13 protein-coding genes are annotated in these 21,957 nt (G+C 61.2%); 5 read left to right on the top strand and 8 right to left on the bottom strand.

Annotated elements, in window-relative coordinates; translation table 11 throughout:
• Positions 1-19 precede the first annotated feature (19 nt).
• From ftsY to mgtE, 4 genes are all read right to left on the bottom strand, one after another.
• Positions 20-1,699, bottom strand: coding sequence for a signal recognition particle-docking protein FtsY (ftsY, locus tag IQ265_RS04335; protein WP_194050952.1), 1,680 nt, complete (start codon positions 1,697-1,699; stop codon positions 20-22).
• A 305-nt stretch (positions 1,700-2,004) separates the two neighbouring features.
• Entirely contained in the window at positions 2,005-2,679 is a 675-nt protein-coding gene (gene nusB / locus IQ265_RS04330; RefSeq protein WP_194050951.1) for a transcription antitermination factor NusB, read from the bottom strand.
• Positions 2,680-2,788: 109 nt separating this feature from the next.
• Positions 2,789-3,562 (bottom strand): DUF502 domain-containing protein, encoded by a 774-nt coding sequence (locus tag IQ265_RS04325; RefSeq protein WP_194051146.1) that lies wholly within the window; start codon positions 3,560-3,562, stop codon positions 2,789-2,791.
• A 394-nt stretch (positions 3,563-3,956) separates the two neighbouring features.
• Positions 3,957-5,363: a magnesium transporter gene (gene mgtE, locus IQ265_RS04320; RefSeq protein WP_194050950.1), complete on the bottom strand. Its 1,407-nt coding sequence runs from the start codon at positions 5,361-5,363 to the stop codon at positions 3,957-3,959.
• Between the two features lie 237 nt (positions 5,364-5,600).
• On the opposite strand from mgtE, the gene IQ265_RS04315 reads away from it, so the two are divergent.
• From IQ265_RS04315 to cobU, 3 genes are all read left to right on the top strand, one after another.
• Complete coding sequence (locus IQ265_RS04315) at positions 5,601-7,013, top strand: serine/threonine-protein kinase (protein ID WP_194050949.1); 1,413 nt, start codon at positions 5,601-5,603, stop codon at positions 7,011-7,013.
• Between the two features lie 78 nt (positions 7,014-7,091).
• Positions 7,092-7,682: a Uma2 family endonuclease gene (locus IQ265_RS04310; protein WP_194050948.1), complete on the top strand. Its 591-nt coding sequence runs from the start codon at positions 7,092-7,094 to the stop codon at positions 7,680-7,682.
• A 19-nt stretch (positions 7,683-7,701) separates the two neighbouring features.
• Positions 7,702-8,250, top strand: coding sequence for a bifunctional adenosylcobinamide kinase/adenosylcobinamide-phosphate guanylyltransferase (gene cobU, locus IQ265_RS04305; RefSeq protein WP_194050947.1), 549 nt, complete (start codon positions 7,702-7,704; stop codon positions 8,248-8,250).
• Positions 8,251-8,357: 107 nt separating this feature from the next.
• Here the strand turns inward: cobU and IQ265_RS04300 are convergent, their stop codons facing one another.
• Positions 8,358-9,923, bottom strand: a complete 1,566-nt coding sequence (locus IQ265_RS04300) for a metallophosphoesterase (RefSeq protein WP_194050946.1) — start codon at positions 9,921-9,923, stop codon at positions 8,358-8,360.
• A 70-nt stretch (positions 9,924-9,993) separates the two neighbouring features.
• Between IQ265_RS04300 and IQ265_RS04295 the strand changes: the two genes are divergently transcribed.
• Positions 9,994-10,629 carry a class I SAM-dependent methyltransferase gene (locus IQ265_RS04295; protein WP_194050945.1) on the top strand — a complete coding sequence of 212 codons (636 nt, stop codon included), beginning with the start codon at positions 9,994-9,996 and terminating at the stop codon, positions 10,627-10,629.
• A 35-nt stretch (positions 10,630-10,664) separates the two neighbouring features.
• The gene (locus IQ265_RS04290) at positions 10,665-11,528 is read left to right on the top strand and encodes a DMT family transporter (RefSeq protein WP_194050944.1); all 864 of its coding nucleotides are present in this window, start codon (positions 10,665-10,667) and stop codon (positions 11,526-11,528) included.
• A gap of 70 nt (positions 11,529-11,598) precedes the next feature.
• On the opposite strand, the gene IQ265_RS04285 is transcribed toward IQ265_RS04290, so the two are convergent.
• The 3 genes from IQ265_RS04285 to IQ265_RS04275 all read right to left on the bottom strand — a co-directional run bounded on the left by IQ265_RS04285 (position 11,599) and on the right by IQ265_RS04275 (position 21,877).
• The gene (locus IQ265_RS04285) at positions 11,599-16,371 is read right to left on the bottom strand and encodes a PAS domain-containing protein (protein ID WP_194050943.1); all 4,773 of its coding nucleotides are present in this window, start codon (positions 16,369-16,371) and stop codon (positions 11,599-11,601) included.
• Positions 16,372-16,414: 43 nt separating this feature from the next.
• Positions 16,415-17,542, bottom strand: a complete 1,128-nt coding sequence (locus tag IQ265_RS04280) for an ATP-binding protein (protein ID WP_194050942.1) — start codon at positions 17,540-17,542, stop codon at positions 16,415-16,417.
• 96 nt (positions 17,543-17,638) lie between these two features.
• Complete coding sequence (locus IQ265_RS04275) at positions 17,639-21,877, bottom strand: response regulator (RefSeq protein WP_194050941.1); 4,239 nt, start codon at positions 21,875-21,877, stop codon at positions 17,639-17,641.
• Positions 21,878-21,957: the final 80 nt, after the last annotated feature.

The following is a 21,957-nucleotide window of genomic DNA, read 5'->3' as shown; positions in this document are numbered from 1 at the left end:
TGGCCGCGCCGCTAAAGGCTCAACCGCTCAGCAGCGCTTCGACAAACTCGTAGCTGGAGAAGGGCCGCAGGTCTTCGATGCCCTCGCCGGCACCAATAAAGCGAATTGGCAGACCGAGCTGCTCAACTACCGCCAGGGCAACGCCGCCTTTAGCGGTGCCGTCGAGTTTGGTCAGCACCACGCCGCTAAGGTTGGCGGCTTCGGCAAAGACTTCGGCCTGGCGTAGGCCGTTTTGGCCCAGGGTGGCATCGAGCACAAGCAGAGCTTCGACCTGGGCATCGGCGGCTTTTTTGTCGACAATACGGCGAATTTTAGCCAGTTCATCCATCAGGTTCTTTTTGTTTTGCAGACGTCCGGCGGTATCAACCAGCAATAGCTCAATGTTGCGGGATTGGGAGGCCGCGATCGCGTCGTAGACCACCGCCGCCGGGTCGGTGTTTTGGCCTGGGTTGGCGATTACATCGACACCGCTGCGCGCGCCCCAGGTTTTGACCTGTTCTACAGCAGCGGCCCGGAAAGTATCGGCGGCGGCAATTAGCGTGTTGTAGCCCGACTTTTTGGCAATGTGGGCCAGCTTGCCGATGGTGGTAGTTTTACCCGCTCCGTTGACCCCGGTCATGAGCCAGATGTTGAAGCTGCCTTTTTCGGGGGTAAAGGTGAGGTTGTGGGTGTTGCCCAGGGGGGCGTCAAGCATGTCGCGCAGAATGGATTTCAGGTAGGCGATCGCCTGGTCGGGCGGCAGCACCTCCTGGCGCATCCGCTCCTGCAGCGCTGCGATTACTTTGTCGGTGGCGGCGACACCCACGTCGGCCTGCAGCAGCAGAGCCTCGATTTCTATCACCGCATCGTCGTTGAGCGGCCCCTGGCCGACGATGGCCTTCAGCTGGTTGACCAGGCTGAGCCGGGTTTTGTTGAGGCCCTGGCGCAGCTTGTTGAGCCAGGTAATTTCTTCAGCCGAAACCTCGTCGGGTCGTCGGCCTTGGGCAGCAAGCACCTCCGCCGACCAGAGAAAGGCTTCGTCGAGGTCAATATCGGGCAGGATGGGGGCCGGGGGGGGCGCAACGACGGCGACGGGCTCGGGTTCTGGCTCGGGTTCTGCGATCGCAGTGGCCTCCAGCTGGGCCAGGCGCTGCTGGCGTTCTTCCTCCGCCTGGGCCCAGAAGGGACGAGGAGCGGCAGGATCGGGTGCGATCGCCTCGACAGCGGGTGCTTCTGCCTCGCCCATTGTGGTTTCAGCTGTGGTTTCAGCAGCAGGAACTTCGACGTCAGGGGAAGCAATGGGTTCGGAAGATTCTACAGCGATTTCTGCAGGGACTGCCGCTGTTGCGATCACCGGATCCTCAGCCACAGCTGGGGGTTCAGCGATTTCGGCCTCGCCCACCGCAGCCGCCGCTTCAGGGTCTACCACTGGGGCAGCAACCGTTTCCTCAACCCCAGCCGCCGCTACCGAAGGCTCAGGCGATGGCTCCTCAGAGGTTTCCTTGGGCTTTGCTTCGCTCTGCTGCTTTTGAATATTCTGGTAGGCGGCTTTAGCCCACTTCAGGTAGTCTTCTGACGACACTGGCGGGCCAGCAGCGGCAGACTCTTTCGCGGCTTCTGGCGCTTCAGCTTCTGGGGCCTTGGCTTCGGCGGCTTTAGCGTCGGCCTCGGCGCTTTTAGACTTGTCGAAACTGCGCTGAAACCAGTTGAACCCAGACATATCAGAGCTACCTTGCGGATGTCGTTACTGTTTTTAATAGTATCGTCCTGAGGGCCTAACCAGAGGGTTCGCCAATCCACCCCCTTTCTCCCTACGGGAGACGCTAGCGCGTTGGCGAAGCCTGTCCACAGGACAAATGACTCCGCTCAAGGATCATCCCCACCCCCTTTCTCCCTACGGGAGACGCTAGCGCGTTGGCGAAGCCTGTCCACAGGACAAACGACTTCGCTCAGGGACCATCCCTTCGACTTCGCTCAGGGACCATCCCTTCGACTTCGCTCAGGGACCATCATCTATTCACGCGCCTACACTACCGAACCATCCATCGTCGCTCCACTCTCTTCGACGCCCTCATGCTCTACCCCTGCCGCCTCTCCACGGGTTACCACCCGGCGCAGCACGCCGTTGATGAAGCGATAGCCGTCTTCGTCGCTGTAGCGCTTTGCTAGCTCTACCGCTTCGTTGATGGCGACCCGGTCGGGGGTGCCCAGGTAGTTCATTTCGACCACGGCCAGGCGCAAAATGTCGCGATCGATGCGGGCCAGGCGCTTGAGGTTCCAGGCCACCATCGCCTCATTGAGCACGGTATCGACATCGTGCTGGTGTTTAGCCGTGTTGCTGAGCAGCTCCAGGGCAAAGGCTTCGATCTCAGACTGGTTGCTGAGGCGAATAAACTCGGGCAGCTCTACAGCGTGGGCCAACCGATTGATGGCGGTTTGGGTAAGGGCGATCGCATCTTCAACCATGGTCCGCCCCTTTTCTACATCGCTGGCGCGGGTGCCGCTGTCGACCAGATACTGGTTGCCCCGCTTTAGCTCGTCGGAGGCGGTTTCGAGGGCGTCTTTAGCCTCGGCGGTCAGGGTTTGAATGGCGGCCAGCAGCAGCTTCTCGAAGTCTTGCATGACCAGTTTGCCAGTCTGCTCAGAAAGCTGGCTCAGGCCCAGCAGGGCCAACTCGCGAGCCATACGGCGAGCTTGCATAGTCAATGTCTCCCAGAAGCGGCGGTGCAGAATTCTGGCCCCGGCAAAGCTGCCCTGGCGGCAGTTTTAGGCGCAGCAAGGGGTGGCCAGGCTAGAGCCAGGCTATATCTTAGCAATCTTCTTCGATCGGCAAGACGGAAAGTTGCTGGGGGTAGTCGGCTAGCTCAGAGTCCATTTCGCTGTCGCCCTGGCCTAGAGAAATAGGGCTATCGCCTTCGTTGACCAGGGCCATAGCGCGATCGGCGGGCACAGCTGAGGCCAGGTTAGGGCCAACAATGCCGCCCGAGAGCAGCACCTTAAAAGCATCTTCAATGGAGATGGAAAGGTTCACCACGTCGGTTTCGGGCACGATGGCGTACCAGCCGCTGGYGGGGTTGGGGGTGGTGGGTACAAACACGCTCAGCATGTTTGAGGCGCTAGGTGCGGCGGTGGCGGTCATGGCACCAGTCACAAAGGCGATCGCCCAAACGCCCTTGCGGGGATACTCCACCAGTACTACTTTACGAAAGCGGGTGCTGGAATCTTGGAAAACGGTCTGGAGCAGCTGTTGCAGGGTTTTGTACACCGACCCCGCCAGCGGAATCGACTGCACCACCTTCTCGCCCACATCCAGCAGCCAGCGCCCCGCAATGTTGCGGGCCATCAGGCCAATGATCAAAATCGCCAGCAGGGGCACCGATAGACCAATCAGCAGGTTGATGAAGTTGACCAGTACCGGGTTGAGGCCGTCAAAGGGGGTCAGCTGCTTGGGAAAACGGGTCAGCAGACGCACCACCCAGCCCGAAATAGTGATCGTCAGCCAAATTGTAGTGGCCAGCGGAATGACTACCAGCAGCCCGGCGATGAGATCGTTTTTGAGGTCTTGCTTGATCTTTTGCAGCACGGAGGGCTCGGGGTGATCGGGGCTCGATAGCGGTGGGTTATTCAGGGTAGGCGAACCGTTTAAATCCATAATCCCAAAATGATGTCTAGGGATGGCTGAGGCTACAAACGTAGAACGGCGGCTGAGCTTTTAGTAGGTTTAATTTAAGTGAGTAAAAGGTGTTTATCGAGTATGGGCAGTCAGGCGACCTGAACCGCGATCGCCCTACCCAAGCATTGTAAACATTTGTATCGGAAAGCGGGTAAAAAGTACAGCTCCGTGATCAGATTGTGGGCCAGAAATCAGCCACTGTGCCTCTATCCTAGGATAAATGGGTAGCGAGGCTAACATAACCAGACGGGGCAGGACTCAAGCACCAGAACTGACCGTTAACTCTCCTGCCTCAACCCCCGGGCTAAGCTAGCCCCAGCAGGTGGCGGGCCAGGGTGAGATAGAGCAGCACCCCCAGCACATCGACAATGGTGGTAATAAATGGGGCCGACATCAGGGCCGGGTCAAATTTTAGGGCATCAAATAGCAGGGGTAACGCACCTCCAGCCGTAGAAGCCAAAATAGAAATGGCTACTAGGCTAATGCCCACGGTCATGGCCACGAACAGATCGCCCTGGAGCAGGTAGGCCCACACCGTGACCACTACCCCCAGCATAAGGCCCAGCACAGTACCGGCGATCGCCTCCCGCCGGATCACCGAGAGCGCCTGCTTAGAGCTAATCTCCTGGGTATTGAGACCGCGAATTACCACCGTAGACGACTGCGCCCCCACGTTGCCGCCGCTGCCGATCAAGAGTGGAATAAAGGCCGCCAGGGCCACTACCTGCTGCAAAATGTCTTCCTGGCTGCGAATGACGGCGGTGGTGACGGTGTTGGTGACTAGCAAAATTGAGAGCCACACCACCCGCTTGCGGGCCACATCAAACAGGTTTGACTGAAAGTAGCTGTCGCCACCGCTCTGCACGCCGCCCAGGGTGTAGATGTCTTCGGTGGTTTCAGCCTCGAGCACGTCGATCAGGTCGTCGACGGTAATAATGCCTACCAGACGCTCTTCGGTATCGACCACGGGCACCGCCAAAAAGTCGTAGCGCTGCACCAGACGCGCCACTTCCTCCTGGTCGGTGTCGGTGCGCACCGAAATCACCTCACGGGTCATCAGGTCGCCGATGGTTTGCTCGGGCTGGCCCGTGACCAGGTGCCGCAGCGAGAGAATGCCGGTCATGCGGCGGGCGGCATCGGTGACAAACAGGTAATAGATGGTTTCGCTGACGAAGGCACGGCTGCGAATGTAGTCAAGGGCGCGCAGCACCGTCCAGCCTTCCTTGAGGGCGACATACTCCGGCGTCATGATGCGCCCGGCGGTGCCGGCCTCGTAGCCCAGCAGCTGAGCGGTGGCCTCGCGCTCCTGGGGGCTGAGCTGAGCCAGCAGGCTGCGCACAAATTTGGCGGGCAGCTCGTCAAACAGCCTGGCCCGGTCGTCGGGCGACATTTTGTCGACGATGTCGAGCACGTCCTGGCGCTTAAAGTCTTCGATTAGGGCCTGCTGAATGCTGGTGTCGAGGTTTTCGTACACCTCGATCGCCTCGCCCTTGCCCAGCAGCCGAAAGGCGATCGCCTGCATGGCCTCGGGCAGCTCTTCAATGGCCTCGGCAATGTCGGCAGGCTGCACCGGCACCAGGAGGGCTTTGGCCCCTGGCAAGTTGCCCTGCTCCAGCAGTACTTGTAGCTGCGATCGCACCAGCTCTTGCAGCTCTCTGCGGTCTACCGTGAGGGGAAGTGGTGTAGTTTGCGCATCGGTCAACGACTGCATCTCGGCTAAACAACTGCCACTAGTCTAGTGGCCCCCGGTCTCCCAGAGAAGCTAAACCAGCAGGATTATTCTCTCAGCCCCATTAAACACTGGCAAACAGAGATTTTAGGGCTGCAATTGACCTGTTTTGGTTTAGCCAGGGAATGTGCTCCAGCAGTGGCCAGCCTGGGCCAGCGGCATAATCTGGGCCAGCGGCATAATAATAGGCCTAGGCCATTCTAAACCCAAACCCCCACCATGACCTTCGCCCGAGCCAGCAGCGAAATCATTGACGGACGCTACCGCATTCTGCAACCCCTGGGCCAGGGCAGCAGCGGTACCACTTATGCCGCCGAGGTGTTGGCAACGGGCCAGACCATTGCCCTCAAAGCGCTCTCCCTGCGCGGCCTGCAGGACTGGAAGAAAATTGAGCTGTTTGAGCGCGAGGCCCGCATTCTCAAAACCCTCAACCACCCTGCTATTCCGCAGTACATCGACTTTTTTCAGGTCGATACTGCCGACAACCGCTGGTTTTATTTAGCCCAAGATTTGGCCAATGGCACCTCCCTGGCCGACTGGATTGAGGCCGGGAACCGGGTCGATGAGGCCGAAGCCCGCCGCATCGCCGCCGAGGTGCTGGAGGTGCTGGTGTATCTCCACGGCCTCAGCCCGCCCGTCATTCACCGCGACATTAAGCCCCAAAACGTCATTCGCCGCGACGATGGCCACATTTATCTGGTCGATTTTGGCGCGGTACAAACCGTCTACCGCCATAGCCTTAGCCAGGGCAGCACGGTGGTAGGCACCTACGGCTATATGGCTCCTGAGCAGTTTCGCGGCCAGGCCGTACCCGCTACTGATCTCTACAGTTTGGGGGCAACGCTGCTGTTTTTGCTCACCCACCAGTCGCCCGCCGACCTGCCCCAGGAGCGCCTGCGCATTAACTTTCGTCCTTATGTATCGGTATCAAACGCCTTTGCCAACTGGCTCGACCAGCTGATTGACCCCCTGGTCGAAGACCGCTTTGCCTCGGCTGAGGTGGCGCTGGCGGCCCTGACCCAGCCTGCCTCCCTGGCTACCGCCGCCGCGCCTCGGCCCCTCGACCTTCGCCCTCCAGCGGGCACTCGCGTGCAGGTGTACAAGTCTCCAAAAGAATTAGTGATTACTATCCCACCGCCGGGGCTGCGCGGCAAAACCGCTGGGCTAGCTCTGCTCAGCTTGCTTTGGAACGGGTTCGTACTGCTGGTTTTAGGAGCGTTGATTCTAGAGGGAGAAGGTTTTGTGCTGCTGCTGGTGGCCCCCTTTGGGGTTTTGGGTTTTGGCCTGATTTCCGCCGCTGTAAATTCTTTGATGGCTCACGTGCGTCTGAGCATTGACCAGCAGCGCTTCTCCCTCACCCGTCGCCTGTGGAACTGGCGACACCAGATGACGGGGAACACCGCCGACCTGGTAAGGGTAGAAGTGAGAACAGGGCATTCTGGCTCTGGCGTGGAGGCCGAGGGCGATCGCCCCGTCTATACCATCGCCCTGCTAGACGACCTCAACCAGCACAAGTTTGGCACTCCCCTAACGGAGGTAGAAAAAGCCTGGCTAGTGGATGAAATTGACGCTTTTTTGCACCAGGCTGAGCAAAATCCCAGAGTTCTTCAAGGACCCTGGGATTTGGGGTAGCGCCTGGGATCTTGCCGTTTAGGAATCGTCCCGCGCTCGCTGATTTACACTGAAACCAGCGCCTCTAGGTCATCACCCATGGCGGTTACAACTCAGAAACTAACCTTTGCAGACTACCTGGCCTACGCCGATGGCAGTGGCACCCGCTACGAGCTGGTGGATGGGGATTTGGTGCCCATGGGTATAGGTACTGGGCTGCACGGAGCGATCGCAGAGTTTCTCACTGAGCAGTTCAAAGCCGCAGCGCAGCGGTTGGGCCAACCCTGGACAGCCAAGGATATGCGCATTGGAGTACGCTCTCCCCGTGGCACTCGCTGGGATACCTCTCGCATTCCCGACGTAGTGCTGCTACCGACGGCGCAATGGGAGGCTTTGCGAGCCAAGGAAGCCGTGATTGAGCTGACTGACCCACCCCCGCTACTGGTGGTGGAAGTGGTCAGCGACTCTACCGTTGCCACTGATTACCGCACTAAGCACAGCGAATACAGCGTTTTAGATATTCCTGAATACTGGATTGTTGACCCCCTACAAAATCAAGTGACGATTGGCCGTCTACAATCGGGCCGCTACGACGATGAAGTATTCACGGGCAGCCAGACCGTTCAATGCTCGGTGCTACCAGGCTTGACTCTCACAGCTCAACAGATACTTTCAGCGTCCCTAGCCTAATTTAGAAACAGTACTCCCATTGACCGCAAACGATCGCATCTTCTTAGTCACTGGCCCGGCGCGATCGGGCAAAAGCGAATGGGCCGAAGCCCTAGCCACCCAGTCGGGCCAGTCAGTCACCTACATTGCCACCTCCAGCGTTGACCCAGCGGATCTGGACTGGCAAAAGCGCGTGGAATTGCACCGCGATCGCCGCCCCGCCCACTGGCACCTGCGAGAAGTGCCCGTTGCCCTGCCCGAAGCCATTCTTGCCGCCACCGCCCAAGACTGCCTGCTAATCGACTCCCTCGGCACCTGGTTGGCCAATCTGCTGGAGCAGGACGATGCCACCTGGCAAGCCACCGTTAACGCCCTGATCGAGAGCCTGCGGCAGACCCCCGCTACCGTCGTGCTGGTCTCCGAAGAAACCGGCTGGGGCGTGGTGCCCGCTTATCCCATTGGGCGGCTGTTCCGCGATCGCCTCGGCCACCTCACCCGCTGGGTAGGCACCACCGCTGGAGCCGTGTATTTGGTCGTCGCGGGGTACGCCGTGGATGTGAAGCAGCTGGGTAGGGGGGTAGGGGGGTAGGAGGGTAGGAGGGTCCAATCCACTCATCCACCCATCCACTCATCCACCCGCCCACTCGCCTACTCGCCCACCCATCCACTCATCCACCCGCCCACTCATCCACTCCMTCACACCTCAAACGCCTCCATCTCAAACCCCTTCCAATGGCCGTCAAACTTCTCCGCCACCAGCGGCGTTAGAGTCAGCTTCGGCGGGCTGCCGCCCGATACCTCCACTCGCAGGCCCGAGTAGGGCCGCTTGAGCTGGCTGCCCTTACCGCTGCGGCCCAGGTATAGGTGTGACTTGGCGATGGTGCGGGCGGTGCCGTCAACGGTTTCGGTGAGCTCAGGGCCTTCTGGGCGCTGCCGCCTGAGGCTGTAGCCGCTGCCGCCGCAGACTACCCAGGGTATGTGGGCATCGCCGTGGCCGGTGTCGCCCGTACGCACATAGTCGAAGCAGTGGGCATGGCCATTGAGCACCAGGTCGACCAGGGGACGACCCTGGGCGATATCGCCGACTTCAGCGGCGACGGCGTTGAGCACCTGGCGCAGGTGGTGGCGCACCGCCAGAGTTTGTCCCTGGGGCCACTTGGTCGCTTCGGTGACGTAGGGCGGATGGTGAAAGAACACAATGCGCCCCCGCACGGCTGGGTTTTGCCAGGAGGCAATCAGGCGATCGCGCACCCAATCGAGCTGTTCAGCATCCACAGTGGAAATGCGAGCGCTGTCGAGCTGCTTGGCAATGTCGTTGAGCTGCTCGTCAATCGATTCGATCTTTTCGGTGATGTCTTCTTGAGGATCTTCACCGTCGAGGCTGAGGACTTCGGCCCCGGCCTGCCGCAGCAGGTCGGCCTTTTTGGCCTCAAGCTGCTGGCACTGCTGCTGCAGCTCTTGACGACTGGCCCGGTCGTGAACAACAGGTAGGGGTTGGTTAAAGGTATTGGAGTCGAGGGCAAAAAAGTCGATGCCGCCGTAGCGAAAGGTGTAGTAGCGGTTGGGCAACCGGGTAAACTCGCCAGGGCGATAGGTGAGCGCGCGGCTGCCCCCCACCGGGTCATCTACAGAGCTGGTGTAGTGGGTATCTAAATGCTTGCCCAAACCGTTCTGCGGCACCGCCTTTAAATAGTCTAAAAACGCTCTAGCGTAGGCGTCTCCCCGGTGAGAGCCGCGCCAGCTCACGTCTAGGTCCAGGTAGGAGCGCAGGGCAAAGCGCAGTGGCCCAGTGATGCCCGACAGCAGCCCGACTACGGTGGGCAGGTCGTAGTAGTCGTGGTTGCCCAGTACCGGCAGGATGGGTTTACTGAACACCATGCGATCGTAGGGCAAGTGCCGGTAGTCGTCGCCCCCCACCAGCCACTCCCGGTAGGGCTTAATAAAGTTTGACTGGTACTGGTCGCGCGAACCCACCAGGTACACCACATCGCCCGTGTGCAGCATAAACCGGGCCGAGTCGGCATAGGCCAGCAGCTGCTTGGCCACCTGCCGCTGGGGGCTACTGCGGCGGTGCCGCCCGGTGCCGCTGTCGCCCACCACCAAAAACGAGAAGGTGTCGTCATCTACGCCGCGATCGTCGATGACCAGGCGGGTTTGGTCAATACCTCGCTCGACTAGCTGGGGATGCTGCCATCGCACCCGCTGCTGCATGCAGCGAATTTTAGTTTCAATCGACGGTTCAGTGATCAGTTTGAAAGACATAGTGCTTAGGTGCGGTGTGTAGAATAACCCCGTAGCATGGATGGCGCTAGACCGACAGGAGCATAGCTCAATGGGCCTTTACAACGAAAGAATTCTGCCTTACCTGATCGACTTGTCCATGACTGGATCTACGCTGGAGCGCTACCGGCGAGATGTGCTGGCCGAGGTTAGCGGCGAGGTGCTCGAAATCGGCTTCGGCACCGGGTTAAATTTACCCTACTATCCCGATCGCGTGCGCCAGATCGTCACCGTAGACCCCAGCCCAGGGGTACACCACCTGGCCCAAAAGCGCATCAAGGCTTCACCCATTACGGTCGATCATCGCATGTTGAGCGGCGAGGCGCTGCCCATGGCAGACGGCACCTTTGATAGTGTAGTCAGCACGTTCACGCTGTGCAGCATTCCTGATATTGAGCAGGCCCTAGCCGAAATTCATCGGGTGCTCAAGCCCGGTGGCCGGTTCTTTTTTGTTGAGCACGGCCTCAGCCCTGAACCCGGCATTCAAACCTGGCAAAACCGGCTAACGCCTCTGCAAAAACGTATTGCTGGAGGGTGCCACATTAACCGCAACATGCGCCAGCTGATCGAGCAGCAGTTTGACCAGGTGGAACTAGACGCTGGTTACGCCGAGAAGATACCGAAGGTGGCAGGCTACTTTTATCAAGGCGTTGCAACCAAGTGCCAGCCGCCGGGCATGACCGATTGAATATAGGGCCAGCAGGTTGCCGAGCAGCATTGTCTATGACCTACCTGAAACTGTTGATTACTATGGCGCTCTGGGGCGGCACCTTCATCGCGGGGCGGCTGGTGGTGCAGGATATGGGGGCCTTTTCTGCTGCCTTTTGTCGCTTTGCGATCGCATCCCTAGCCCTGCTCATCCTCACCTATGTCATCGAAGGTTCTCTGCCCCGGCCTCCCAAAAAGCTGTGGCTGCCGATCGCGCTGCTGGGGCTGACGGGCATTTTTGCCTACAACGTGTTTTTCTTTTCGGGGCTAAAGACCGTCGAGGCGGGGCGGGCGGCGCTGATTATTGCGCTCAACCCGGTGGCGATCGCCCTCGGGGCCGCCCTCTGGCTCAAAGACCCTCTGACCCGCACCAAGCTGGCGGGCATTGGCCTCTCGCTGCTGGGGGCGGCGGTGGTGATCAGCGACGGCGACCCGGTAAAACTGCTGCGGGGCGATGTGGGTCTGGGCGAGCTATTTATGCTGGGCTGCGTGATCAGCTGGATGAGCTACACCCTGCTGGGCAAAGCCGTGATGGCCGAACTCTCACCCTTTGCGGCCACCACCTACGCCTGTATGGTCGGGGCCGTCATGCTGCTGGGGCCAGCGCTAGGGGAGGGATTAGCTGGCGCGATTGCCACCGCTACCGTCACCACCTGGAGCGGGTTGGTCTATTTGGGGGTGCTCGGCTCGGCGGTGGGGTTTAGCTGGTACTACGACGGCCTGCGCCAGCTCGGGCCAGCGCGGGCGGGCGTGTTTATTAACCTGGTGCCAGTGTTTGCGATCGCTCTGGCAGCCCTGTTTTTGCACGAAACTCCCACCTCATCGCTGCTGCTGGGCGGCAGTTTGGTCATTGCCGGGGTGGTTTTGACCAACCGCTAGGGCGTGGGATCGATCAGTAGAGCCATTCCATTGTTGGGTTGGCCCCCTGGTTCAACGCTGAATGGGGCAGCTACACCTCGCTTTTGGCCTGCTGAATCGCATCGTGAATGGTGTCAAAGGCGAAGTCGTCAATCTGCTGGGTCAGCCAGGCTGCTAGCGGCGTTTGGGGTTGAGAGAACTGAGCCATGATTTGGATCAGCTGGTCGCCATCGAGCTGGAGGGTGGCCTGCTGCATTTGGTCTAGCAGAGGGCTAGACAGTGTGCCCAAGAGGGCGATCGCCTCGGAGGTCGATAGGGGCTGAGGCTCGCTCAGCGCCGGGGGGCTGTAGGTGTACTGCACGCCCAGGTGCTCGGTTAGCTTGGCCAGCAGGTGGTTGGCCTGAAAGGGCTTGCGCACAAAATCGTCGCAGCCGTTGTCGAGGGCTCGGGCGCGATCGTCCTCAAAGGCGTTGGCGGTCAGGGCAATAATAATGGTTCGGGGCTGGGCTCTGTCTGGCTCCTGGGCCTGCTCCTGGGCACGAATGGCCTGGGCCGCCTCGTAGCCGCTGAGCACGGGCATCCGCATATCGAGCCAAATCAGCTGGGGCTGCCAGCTCTGCCAGAGGGCGATCGCCTCTGCGCCGTTGGTGGCCTCGCGCACCTCAAAGCCCACCGACTGCAGCAGCTGGCTGAGCAGGTAGCGATGGTCTTCGTAGTCGTCGACGACCAGCAGCCGGTAGCGGGGCTGCCCCGCCGCCAGAGCAATTACCTGTGTCCTGGCCGGGGTGGGGACCGCAGTCGTCGCCTCAACAACCGGCATGGGCAGGGTAAAGGCAAAGGTAGACCCCTGCCCCGGCTCACTCTCAAGGGTGATATCGCCCCCCAGCATGTGCACAAACTGACGGCTGATTGAGAGGCCCAACCCGGTGCCCCCCACCGCCCCCCGGCTGGCCTGCACAAAGGGCTCAAACAGGCGATCGCGATCGGCGGCAGCCAGGCCAATGCCGGTATCGCTGACGGTAAAGGTCACCGTTAGAATGGTGCCGGGTGGCGGCGCAGCCGCAATGGCGTAGGTCGGCGCGACCCGCAGCGTCACCTGCCCCTGGGGGGTAAATTTGATGGCGTTGCCCAGCAGGTTAATCAGCACCTGGCGCAGTTTGGCCACGTCAAGCTTGAAGTGGCGGGGTAGGGCGGGGTGGCGATCGAGGGTCAGGGTCAGTCCTTTGTCGTGAGCCCGCAGGAAAAACATATCGTTGAGGGTGCTCAGCAGGGCGTCGAGGTCAAAGCTAGAAACCCTGAGGTTGACCTGGCCAGCTTCAATTTTGGCCATTTCGAGAATGTCGTTGATCAGCATTAGCAGGTGCTCGCCGCTGCGGTTAACAATGCTCAACGCCCGATGGTGGTCGTCGCTGAGGGTAGGGTCGCGGGCCATTAGCTGGGCAAAGCCCAAAATGGCGTTGAGGGGGGTGCGCAGCTCGTGGCTCATATTGGCCAAAAAGGTGCTTTTGGCCTGGCTGGCCGCCTCCGAGATGGCAACCGCCTGCTCCAGTTCCCAGGTGCGCTCCTGCACCCGCTGCTCTAGCTCCTGGTTGAGGGTTTTGAGTGCTTCTTCGGTTCGTTTGCGGTCGGTGATGTCGTACATGCTGCCCACAATGCGGTAGACCCGACCCGACGCATCGGAGATTGGGTTGTAGGTGCCAACCAGCCAGCGCACCTGGCCCTCGACCGCGATCGCTCGCTCAAAGGTCAGGGGCTGGTTCGTGGCAATGCAGTATCGGTAGCGCTGCAAGATATTGGCGGCCTCGTCGGGGCCAAAGGCCGCTTCTAGCGATTTGCCGGCCAGCTCAGCACTGGGTTTGCCAAAGAGCTGGGCGGCGGCTGGGTTGAGCCCCAAAACGCTCACCGTGCCGTCGATCGCAATTTCAGAAACGCAAATCGGCTGGTTAACGCCTTCATAGATACTGCGCAGAAACTGCTCCTGTTCCTGCAGCTGGTTTTCGGCCTGTTTCCGCTCGGCTTCGCTGCGCTTGCGATCGCGAATATCGCGGCAGATGGTGGCCAGACATAGGGGTACCTGGGTGTCGGGATCTTTCACCAAAAACACCACCTGCTCCACAGCGATCGCCTCGCCGGTTTGCTCGTGGCAAAAGGCAGACTCGCCCCGCCACACCCCCTCTCTCATCACCGCAGGCAGCACCTCTTGCTCCAGCCGCAGCCGAGTTTCGGCGGTATGAAGTGTGCTAATGAGCTGACCGTCCACGGGCACATCCTCTAACCCCACCAGGCGGCGGCCAGCCCGGTTGAGGTAGAGCGCGGTACCGCTGAGGCTGGCGGTGCCGATTAAGTCGGTGCTGTTTTCAACCACCGCCGCCAGGGTTTGCAGCTCCTGGGTGCGCTGCTGCACCCGCTGTTCTAGCTCTTCATTGAGCTGTTTGAGGGCTAGCTCTACGTGTTTGAGCGGGGTGATATCGGTGGTGGTGCCTAAAAAAGTTACGGGCTGGCCCTGGGCATCGTGGCGCAGCTGCCCCCGCGACAGCACCCAGACCACCGATCCGTCTTGATGCAGCATGCGGTACTCAAAGACAAATTCTGCTGTCTCACCCTGCAGGCAGGCCTGAATGGCTGCCTGCAGCGGGTCTCGATCCTCGGGGTGGATCATGGTGAGCCGCTGGTCTAGGTTGTCATCAACCGCCTCGGGGCGGTACCCGAGCAAAGACTTGACGCTGGGGTCGAGGTAGCCTGTGTTGGTGGCGAGGTTGAGTTCCCACACGCCTACCCTGGCGGCATGGGTGGCGCGGCGATAGCGCTCTTCGGCCTGCTCTAGGGCTAGCTCAGTGCGCTTGCGCTCGGTGATGTCGTCGATGGTGCCGACAATGCGCACGACCACACCCCGGTCATCGGTCAGGGGAAACCCCTGGCAGCGCAGCCAGCGCAGCTCCCCGTTGGGGTGCAAAAAGCGATACTCGCAGTCGATCGCCTCCCCCTGCAGCTCTCGGGCCGCGAGGGCCGCAATGCGATCGCGATCGTCGGGATGCACCCGCGTGAGCCATTGCGGTTGGCTGTTAATAGTCTCTAGCGCAGCGCCGGTAATAGCGGCGTAGGCGGGGTTGACGTACTCGTAGCGCAGCGTTAGTGCATCGAAGACAAAAAAACCTTCCCGCACCGTTTCGGCCAGCTCTCGGAAGCGGGCTTCGCTGGCTTGAAGGGCGGCCTCGGCGGTCTTGCGCGGCGTGATGTCGTACATTACCCCCGCCGCCCGCACAATCTCGCCCCCTTCGCCATACACCGCCTGACCGCGATCGGCCATCCAGCGCTCGGTCCCGTCGGGCCACAGCACTCGATACTCGATGGTAAAGGGCTGGCGATTGGCTAGGGCTTGCTCTACAGCGGCGTGGCTGGCGGCGCGGTCGTCGGGGTGCAGCGCCGCCAGCCAGTCCTGGTAGGTAAGCTCAAGGGAGCTGACGCTGCGGCCCAGCAGATTGTAGGCGATGTCGCTCCAGCTGAGGCGATCGCTGATTACATCCCAGGTCCAGACGGCAATTTGGCCCAGGTTGAGGGCCAGGCTGAGCTGCTCCTGGCTGTGCTGAAGCGCCGCCTCCGCGCGTTTGCGATCGCTAATATCGCGCACCAGCACCAGCACCTGGTCGGCCTGGTAGGGCACCATGCGCACCACCTCGTACTGGGTGCGATCGCCAAAGCTGAGCTGCTGCTCAAAAAACTGGGTCGTGCCGGTGGCCAGCGTTTGAGCAATGGTCTCTTGCCACTGGCGCGCGACCTCGGCGGGCAGCGCCTCGGCAATGGTAGCGCCGACTGGCCCTCGGGCCGCCAGCGGCACCAGGTTCCCCGTAAAGCCATTGGCCGAAAAATCGAGGTACTTGCCCTCGGCACTCATCACAGTCATCAGGTCGGGCACCGCCGAGAGAATGGCCCAGTTGCGGGCTTCGCTTTGCTTGAGGGCCAGCTCGGCCAGGCGGGCATCGGTGCGGTCTTGGCCCGTGCCCCGCAGCTGCACCACCTGGCCCTGGTCGTCATAGACGGCCTCCCCTCGGCCCAAGACGTAGCGCACAGCGCCATCGGGCCGCACGATGCGGTGCTCAACCTCATAGGCCGCCCCGGTGGCGATTGCCCGCTCAATGGCCGCTTGCAGGGGTGGCCAGTCGGCGGCGGGAATGCTTTGTCGCCATTGGTCATAGCTGGGGACGGGCTGGGTCGGGTCGAGGCCGTAGATGCGAAGCAGCTCCGCCGACCAGGTCAAGCTCTGGCTGGCCAGGTCAAACTCCCAGCTGCCCAGGTGGGCGATGCGCTGGGCCTCGGCCAGGCTGCTCTGGCTGCGCCGCAGGGTTTGCTCGGCCTGGGCGCGATCGCCCAGACTAGACACCCCCCAGTCGAGCTGCACCGCCAGGGCCGACATCCGTCGCTGCACCGCCATCAGCTGTCGGTTGGCCTCGGCCAGGGCGGCCTGTCCTAGAGCCAGCTGTTGCCCCTGACGGTAGTAGCCCAGGGCTGCCGTCACCGTAAACATCAGCTCGGGCTCAGAGCCGGGGTAGCCCAGGCGGCGGTAGACGGCGGGCTGGGCTACGGCGGGCGCGGCGGTTTCAGAACCCTCAGATCCCTCATCTAGCACCACTACCAGCGCTTGGGGAAAGTGGTCACAGACGGTCTGAAGCGCTCTGGTTCCCAGCCACGCCGACGTGGCGATCGCCACCGCCACCTCGCCGCCATCAGCCATCAGCTGCTCCACACAGGCGGCTGCCGCCGCCGTCGTCGCGGCCTGCCTCACGCTACAGTCTGAAAATTCGGTGGTCAGTTGATCGAGCAGTGGGGCAGCAGCATCGACAAGGCAGAGAATAGTGAGCGTGCTCATGGGAAAAATTTAGCGCAAGGGGTAGGGGAGTGCCAGCGGCTGTTTAACTGACATCGCCAGGGACGGCTGGTAGAACAACGTAAAACGTAGTGCCCTGGCCCAGCTGCGACTCAGCCCAAATGCGGCCCCCGTGGTGCTCCACAATTTTTTGGCAGGTGGCCAGGCCAATACCGCTGCCGGGGTAGGTTCGAGTGTCGTGGAGGCGGTGAAAGGCCTCAAAAATTTGCCCCAGGTGCTCGGCCGAAATGCCAATGCCGTTGTCGTGAACGCCAAATCGCCAGGCCTGGGGCTGGGGTTCTACCGAAATGCTAACCTCGGGCCGGGTGTCGGGCTGGGTAAACTTGAGCGCGTTGCTGATCAGGTTTTGAAAGAGCTGCATGAGCTGCACATCGTTGCCCATCACCCTGGGCAGGTCGCCGTAGACGAGGTCGGCCCCGGTCTCGGCAAGGGCTACCTTTAGATTGAGCTTCACCTGGTCGAGCAGGGCGTTGCCGTCGACTGGAGCCATCAGGGGCTGAGCCTGCCCCGCCTGGGCGTAGGCCAGCCAGTCCTGAATCATCTGCTGCATGCGGCCGCTGGCATCCAAAATATTTTCCAGGTAGGGCTGGGCAGGCGATTTCTGGATCTCTGGACAGGCCAGGCCGATCAGCTTGGTGTAGCCCAAAATACTCTGCAGGGGCTGCTGCAAATCGTGGGAAACCACGGAAGCAAACTGCTCCAGCTCTCGATTTGAGCGCACCAGTTCTTCGTTTTGGGCCACCAGCTGCCCCTGGAGCCGTCGCAGGTCAAGCTGGTGGGCAATGCGGGCCAGCACTTCGGCCTCCTGAAAGGGCTTGGTGATATAGTCGGCCCCACCGGCGGCAAAGGCTTTGACCTTGTCAATGGCATCGTCGAGGGCGCTGATAAAAATGATTGGAATGGCCTGGGTGGTAGGGTCGGCCTTGAGCCGTTCGCACACTTCATAGCCGCTCATCTCCGGCATTTTGATGTCGAGCAAAATCAGGTCGGGGGGGGCCACCCGGGCGGCTGCGATCGCCCACTGCCCAGTCAGCGCCTTGCGCACCCCCAGCTGATGCCGCCCCAGCATGGCCGACAGCAGCCGCAGGTTGTCGGGGGTGTCATCCACAATTAAAATATCGCCCTTAACGCCCGCATCGGTGGGGGAGTTCATACTGGTCTCCTGTGTCTGCCTCGTAAGCATGGTCTGATTCCTTTGCTGTAGCGCTGCGCATACCCCAGCCGCGCCGCAGCTCTGGTGTTTGACGGTTTATTTATTCCCTGGCGCTGTCGGTGAAGGATCATCAACTTCAGCGTGCAAACAGCCGAGAATGCGGTCGAATTCAAAGTTTTGAGCCCAGCTGGTTAGGGTTTGGGTGACGCTGATTGGCGCATCGCGCATCTGCCCCAGCAGCTCAATTAGGCGATCGTCGGAACCTGCGATCGCGGCCTGACCCAAAGCCCGCTGCCAGTCGGCGGCCATGGTTTGTAGCCATAGCCGCAGCTCAGCACGCTCGGGCGGGGGGGTGGCTGGCTGCGCCACCTCTGGCCCCTCAGGGTAGCAAACCGCCGCATCTACGACCTCAGCGTAGCGGTAGCGCACCGGCAGATAGGCGGCAATTTTTTGCAGTAGCCCCTGCATTTGAAAGGGCTTGCGCACAAAATCATCGCACCCAGCGGCCAAAATTCTAGCTCGCTCCTCCTCAAAGGGGCTGGCGGTGAGGGCAATAATCACCGGGGCCGGATCGAGGGTTAGCGCCCTAATCTGGCTGGTGGCGGCATAGCCGTCGAGGCCGGGCATGCGAATGTCCATCCAGATCAGGTGGGGGTGCCAGGCCTGGGTTTGGGCCACGGCCCCGTAGCCGTCGGCGGCGGCCTGCACCTCAAACCCGGCCGAGGTGAGCAGGCGCACCAGCAAATAGCGGTTAGCCGGATGGTCTTCGACCACCAGCAGTCGCCACGGGGGCTGCCCCTCGGCCAGTCCCAAAATCGGAGCCGCATCGGTGGCCGGAAACACCGCCGAGCGCTCGACCCGCTGCACCGGCAGCGCAAAGGTAAAGGTCGTCCCCTGGTTGAGCTGAGTATCGAGGGTGAGTTCTCCCCCCATCAGCTGCACAAACTGCTGACTGATGGGCAGCCCCAGACCGCTGCCCTGGTGTGGCGACCCCGGACTGGCCGCCGACCACTGCAGCCCCGCCGCGCTCTGCATAAACGGCTCAAACAGCCGGTTGAGGTCTTCGGGGGCAATGCCGGGGCCGGTATCGACGACGGCAAACTCTAGCGCCCCGTTGGTCTCTGGGTAGGCGGCGGCTAAGGCAGCGGGCACGGGCTGCAGGCTCCTTACCCGCAGGCTGACCTGGCCAGCCTGGGTAAATTTGATCGCATTGCCCAGCAGGTTAATCAGCACCTGGCGCAGCTTTCCCTCGTCAGTGGCAATGTAGGCGGGGATCGCTGGGTCGCAGTCAAAGCTGAGGCTCAACCCCTTGGCCTCCGCCTGGAGGGTGAGCATGGCTTCCAGGCTGGCCAGCAGGTACGACAAATCAAAGGTGGTGACGTGCAGCGAAATGCGGCCCGCCTCAATTTTTGACATCTCGAGCACGTCGTTGATCAGCGCCAGCAGGTGTTCGCCGCTGCGGCTAATAATTGCCAGGTAGTTCTGGGCCTGGGCCTCGAGCTGGCAGTCGCGGGTAATCAGCTGAGCAAAGCCAATGATGGTGTTGAGGGGGGTGCGCAGTTCGTGGCTCATGTTGGCCAAAAAGGTGCTTTTGGCCTGGTTGGCGGCATCGGCGGTCTCGCGGGCCTGGCGCAGGGCATCTTCGGCCTGCTGACGCTCTAGCTCCGCCGCTGCCCGGGCGGCAAAAATGCGCAAAATTAGCTCGCGGGTATGGTCTTCGACCATGGGCTTGTCGTCAATTACGGCCAGGTGACCAATCACATGACCAGCTGCATCTACTAGGGGAATGCCCAAAAAGCTAATGGCCTGCAGCGCCGTCAACTCGGCGTCGTTGGGGTAGAGGGCCTGCACCCGCTGGGGCACATAGATGACCTCACCGGCGACCACCCGCTCGCAGGGGGTGCCCGTCAGGCTGTACTCTACGCGATCGCCCAGCCGACCATCCTGCCAAAAAGCTAGCGTACTCACTCGCGCTGGATCGCTCTGCAATCGCTGTGTGACAATGGCGTTGCGCACCTGCAAAATATCGGCCAGGTAGCGCACCAGCGACTCAAAAAAATCGCGGCCCGTCTTGGCGGCGGTGCCTTCGACAATCAGCCGCAGCGACTCTTCCTGGCGCTTCACCTGGGTCAGGTCTTCGGCTACCCCCACCAGTCGGTACACCTCGCCCTGGTCATTGCGAATGGGAAACGCTCGCGTCCGCACCCAGGCCGACTCTCCCTGGGGCCGCACGATGCGAAACTCTTCGTCGTAGCTAAAGTAGGCCAGGCTGGCTGCGGTTTGGCTGCGGGGCAGACGACGAACTACGCGATCGCGATCGTCGGGGTGCACCGCCGTCAGCCAGGCTGCGGGGTGGGCGTAAAGGTCGTTGCGCTGGCGTCCCCAGATGCTCTCGTAGGCGGGCGACACGTAGCTAAACCGCCGGGGCTCGAGGTCGTAGATCCAAAAAACACTGTCGATGTATTCGGCCAGCTGGCGAAATTTTTCTTCGCTCTGGCGCAGGGCCGCCTCTGCCTGCTTGCGATCGCTGATGTCGCCGGTTGAGCCCACCAGCCGAATGGGCTGCCCCTGCTCATCCCAGAGGGCCTGGCCCCGCGAGATCACCCACTTGTAGCTCTGGTCGCGGCAGCGCAGCCGATACTCGACTTCGTAGGTGGGCAGGGTGCGCTGAATCAGGTAGGCATGGTGCACCGCCATCACCCGATCTAAGTCGTCGGGGTGAATGCGCGACTCCCAACGCAGGTCGTCATCGCTGAGCCCCCTGTGATCCGCAGTGGCGTCGGTGGCGTCGGTGTAGCCCAGGAGTACTCTGTAGCGCTCTGAAAAAAAGGCCGTTTGGTTGCGAAAGTCGAGGTCGTAGATGCCGGCGTTGCTGCCCTGAATCGCCAGCTGCCAGCGCTCCTCGCTCTGCTGGAGCTTGGCCTTGGCCCGCTGCCGCTGCTGCTCCAGGCGGTTTGTGCTAATCACCTTGCCAATGCTTTGCGCCATCAGCTCAATAATCTCTTTTTCGTGCTGTTTAAACCCCTGGGGACGGGCCGCGGGGTTAAAAAAGCACAGGCTGCCGTAAACCTCGCCCTCGACCACAATGGGGGTACCCAGGTACGACTTGAGCCGCAGCGCCCGAGGCAGCGGACGCTGGCTCAGCTCGGGGCGATTGCTAATGTCGGTAAAGCTGACGGTCTGCTGCGGTCGAATAGCCAGGCTGCAGAGCGTGTCGTCGAGGGGGCAGCGCAGCTCTGGCCCTAGCTCTGGCAGGTCGGCCACCATGGCCTGGGCGACAAAGKCGGGACCTTCAACCTTGCCCACCAGCCCCCCGGTAAACCCCAGCACCTGGCAGCCGGTGTCGAGGTAGTCGGCCAGCAGGGCGTCAAAACTGTCAAACTGAGTCAGGCTCAGGCGGTGAAGCTGCTTCAGGCTCTGGCTAAAGTGGTTGAGCGCCTGGGAGTTGCTGAGCAAAATCTGCTCGGCCTGCTTGCGAGCGGTGATGTCGCGGTACTGCCAGAGGTGGCCCTCAAGCCCGCGATCGCCCATCAGGGGCACGTAGTCGCGCTCTAGGGTGCGGCCATCGGCCAGGGCAATTTCTTCGGCGACGAAGGGCTGCTGCGCGGCCCGCAGTGCCTCAATGCGGTTATTAAAAGCGACGGGGTCCCCCCACAGCCCAACGCTGTTTTGCACAAAGGCCTGACTGCTGGCCCCCACCAGCGCAGCGGGGGGCATGGCCAGACGAAACAAGCTACAGCAGGGCTGGTTGACCATCACCACCTGACCCGCCAAATTTTCTAAAATTACCCCCACCTGCAGGTGCTCAATGAGCGTGGCCAGTCGCGCCGTCATCTGCTGCAGGCTGGCCTCAACCTGGCTGCGATCGCAGATTTCCTGCTGCAGCTGCTGGTTTTGGGCCGTCATCTGCTGCTGCAGATGACGAATGGTGAGCTGGTTGGCAACGCGGGCCAGCAGCTCTTCTACCTGGAAGGGTTTGGTTAAATAGTCGGCGGCCCCCACCGCAAAGGCTCGCACCTTGTCGAGAGCTTCGTCGAGGGCGCTGAGAAAAATGATCGGAATCGCCTCGGTGCTAGGGTCCGCCTTGAGCCGCTGGCACACCTCATAGCCGTCCATCTCCGGCATGCGGATATCGAGCAAAATCAAGTCGGGCTGGGTGGTTTTGACCGCCCTCAGGGCCATGGCCCCACTTCTAGCGCAGCGGACCCCATAGCTCTGTCCGGCCAGGGTTTGGGCCAGAAACCGAAGATTTTCGAGGGAGTCGTCTACGATTAGCAGCGTGACGCCAGCAGCAGCGCGATCGGGCGCGGACGGAGCAGGGGCAGGACGCAGCATGGAGTAGGGGTGAGATCAGTAATCATGTAGCCAACATTCCCTATTTAGCCTACGTTTGCCCAAAGCGTCGAGTTAAACGA

This window comes from Nodosilinea sp. LEGE 06152, from assembly GCF_015207525.1.
Taxonomy (GTDB): Bacteria; Cyanobacteriota; Cyanobacteriia; order Phormidesmidales; family Phormidesmidaceae; genus Nodosilinea.
This window is presented reverse-complemented; position numbering and strand designations above follow the sequence as displayed.

Excerpts from the sequence above, each read along its gene's own strand:
- IQ265_RS04280 (WP_194050942.1), bottom strand. The coding sequence starts at position 17,542 with ATGAACTCCCCCACCGATGCGGGCGTTAAGGGCGATATTTTAATTGTG.
- nusB (WP_194050951.1), bottom strand. The coding sequence starts at position 2,679 with ATGCAAGCTCGCCGTATGGCTCGCGAGTTGGCCCTGCTGGGCCTGAGC.
- ftsY (WP_194050952.1), bottom strand. The coding sequence starts at position 1,699 with ATGTCTGGGTTCAACTGGTTTCAGCGCAGTTTCGACAAGTCTAAAAGC.
- IQ265_RS04290 (WP_194050944.1), top strand. The coding sequence starts at position 10,665 with ATGACCTACCTGAAACTGTTGATTACTATGGCGCTCTGGGGCGGCACC.
- mgtE (WP_194050950.1), bottom strand. The coding sequence starts at position 5,363 with ATGCAGTCGTTGACCGATGCGCAAACTACACCACTTCCCCTCACGGTA.
- IQ265_RS04285 (WP_194050943.1), bottom strand. The coding sequence starts at position 16,371 with ATGAGCACGCTCACTATTCTCTGCCTTGTCGATGCTGCTGCCCCACTG.
- IQ265_RS04300 (WP_194050946.1), bottom strand. The coding sequence starts at position 9,923 with ATGTCTTTCAAACTGATCACTGAACCGTCGATTGAAACTAAAATTCGC.
- IQ265_RS04295 (WP_194050945.1), top strand. The coding sequence starts at position 9,994 with ATGGGCCTTTACAACGAAAGAATTCTGCCTTACCTGATCGACTTGTCC.
- IQ265_RS04310 (WP_194050948.1), top strand. The coding sequence starts at position 7,092 with ATGGCGGTTACAACTCAGAAACTAACCTTTGCAGACTACCTGGCCTAC.
- IQ265_RS04315 (WP_194050949.1), top strand. The coding sequence starts at position 5,601 with ATGACCTTCGCCCGAGCCAGCAGCGAAATCATTGACGGACGCTACCGC.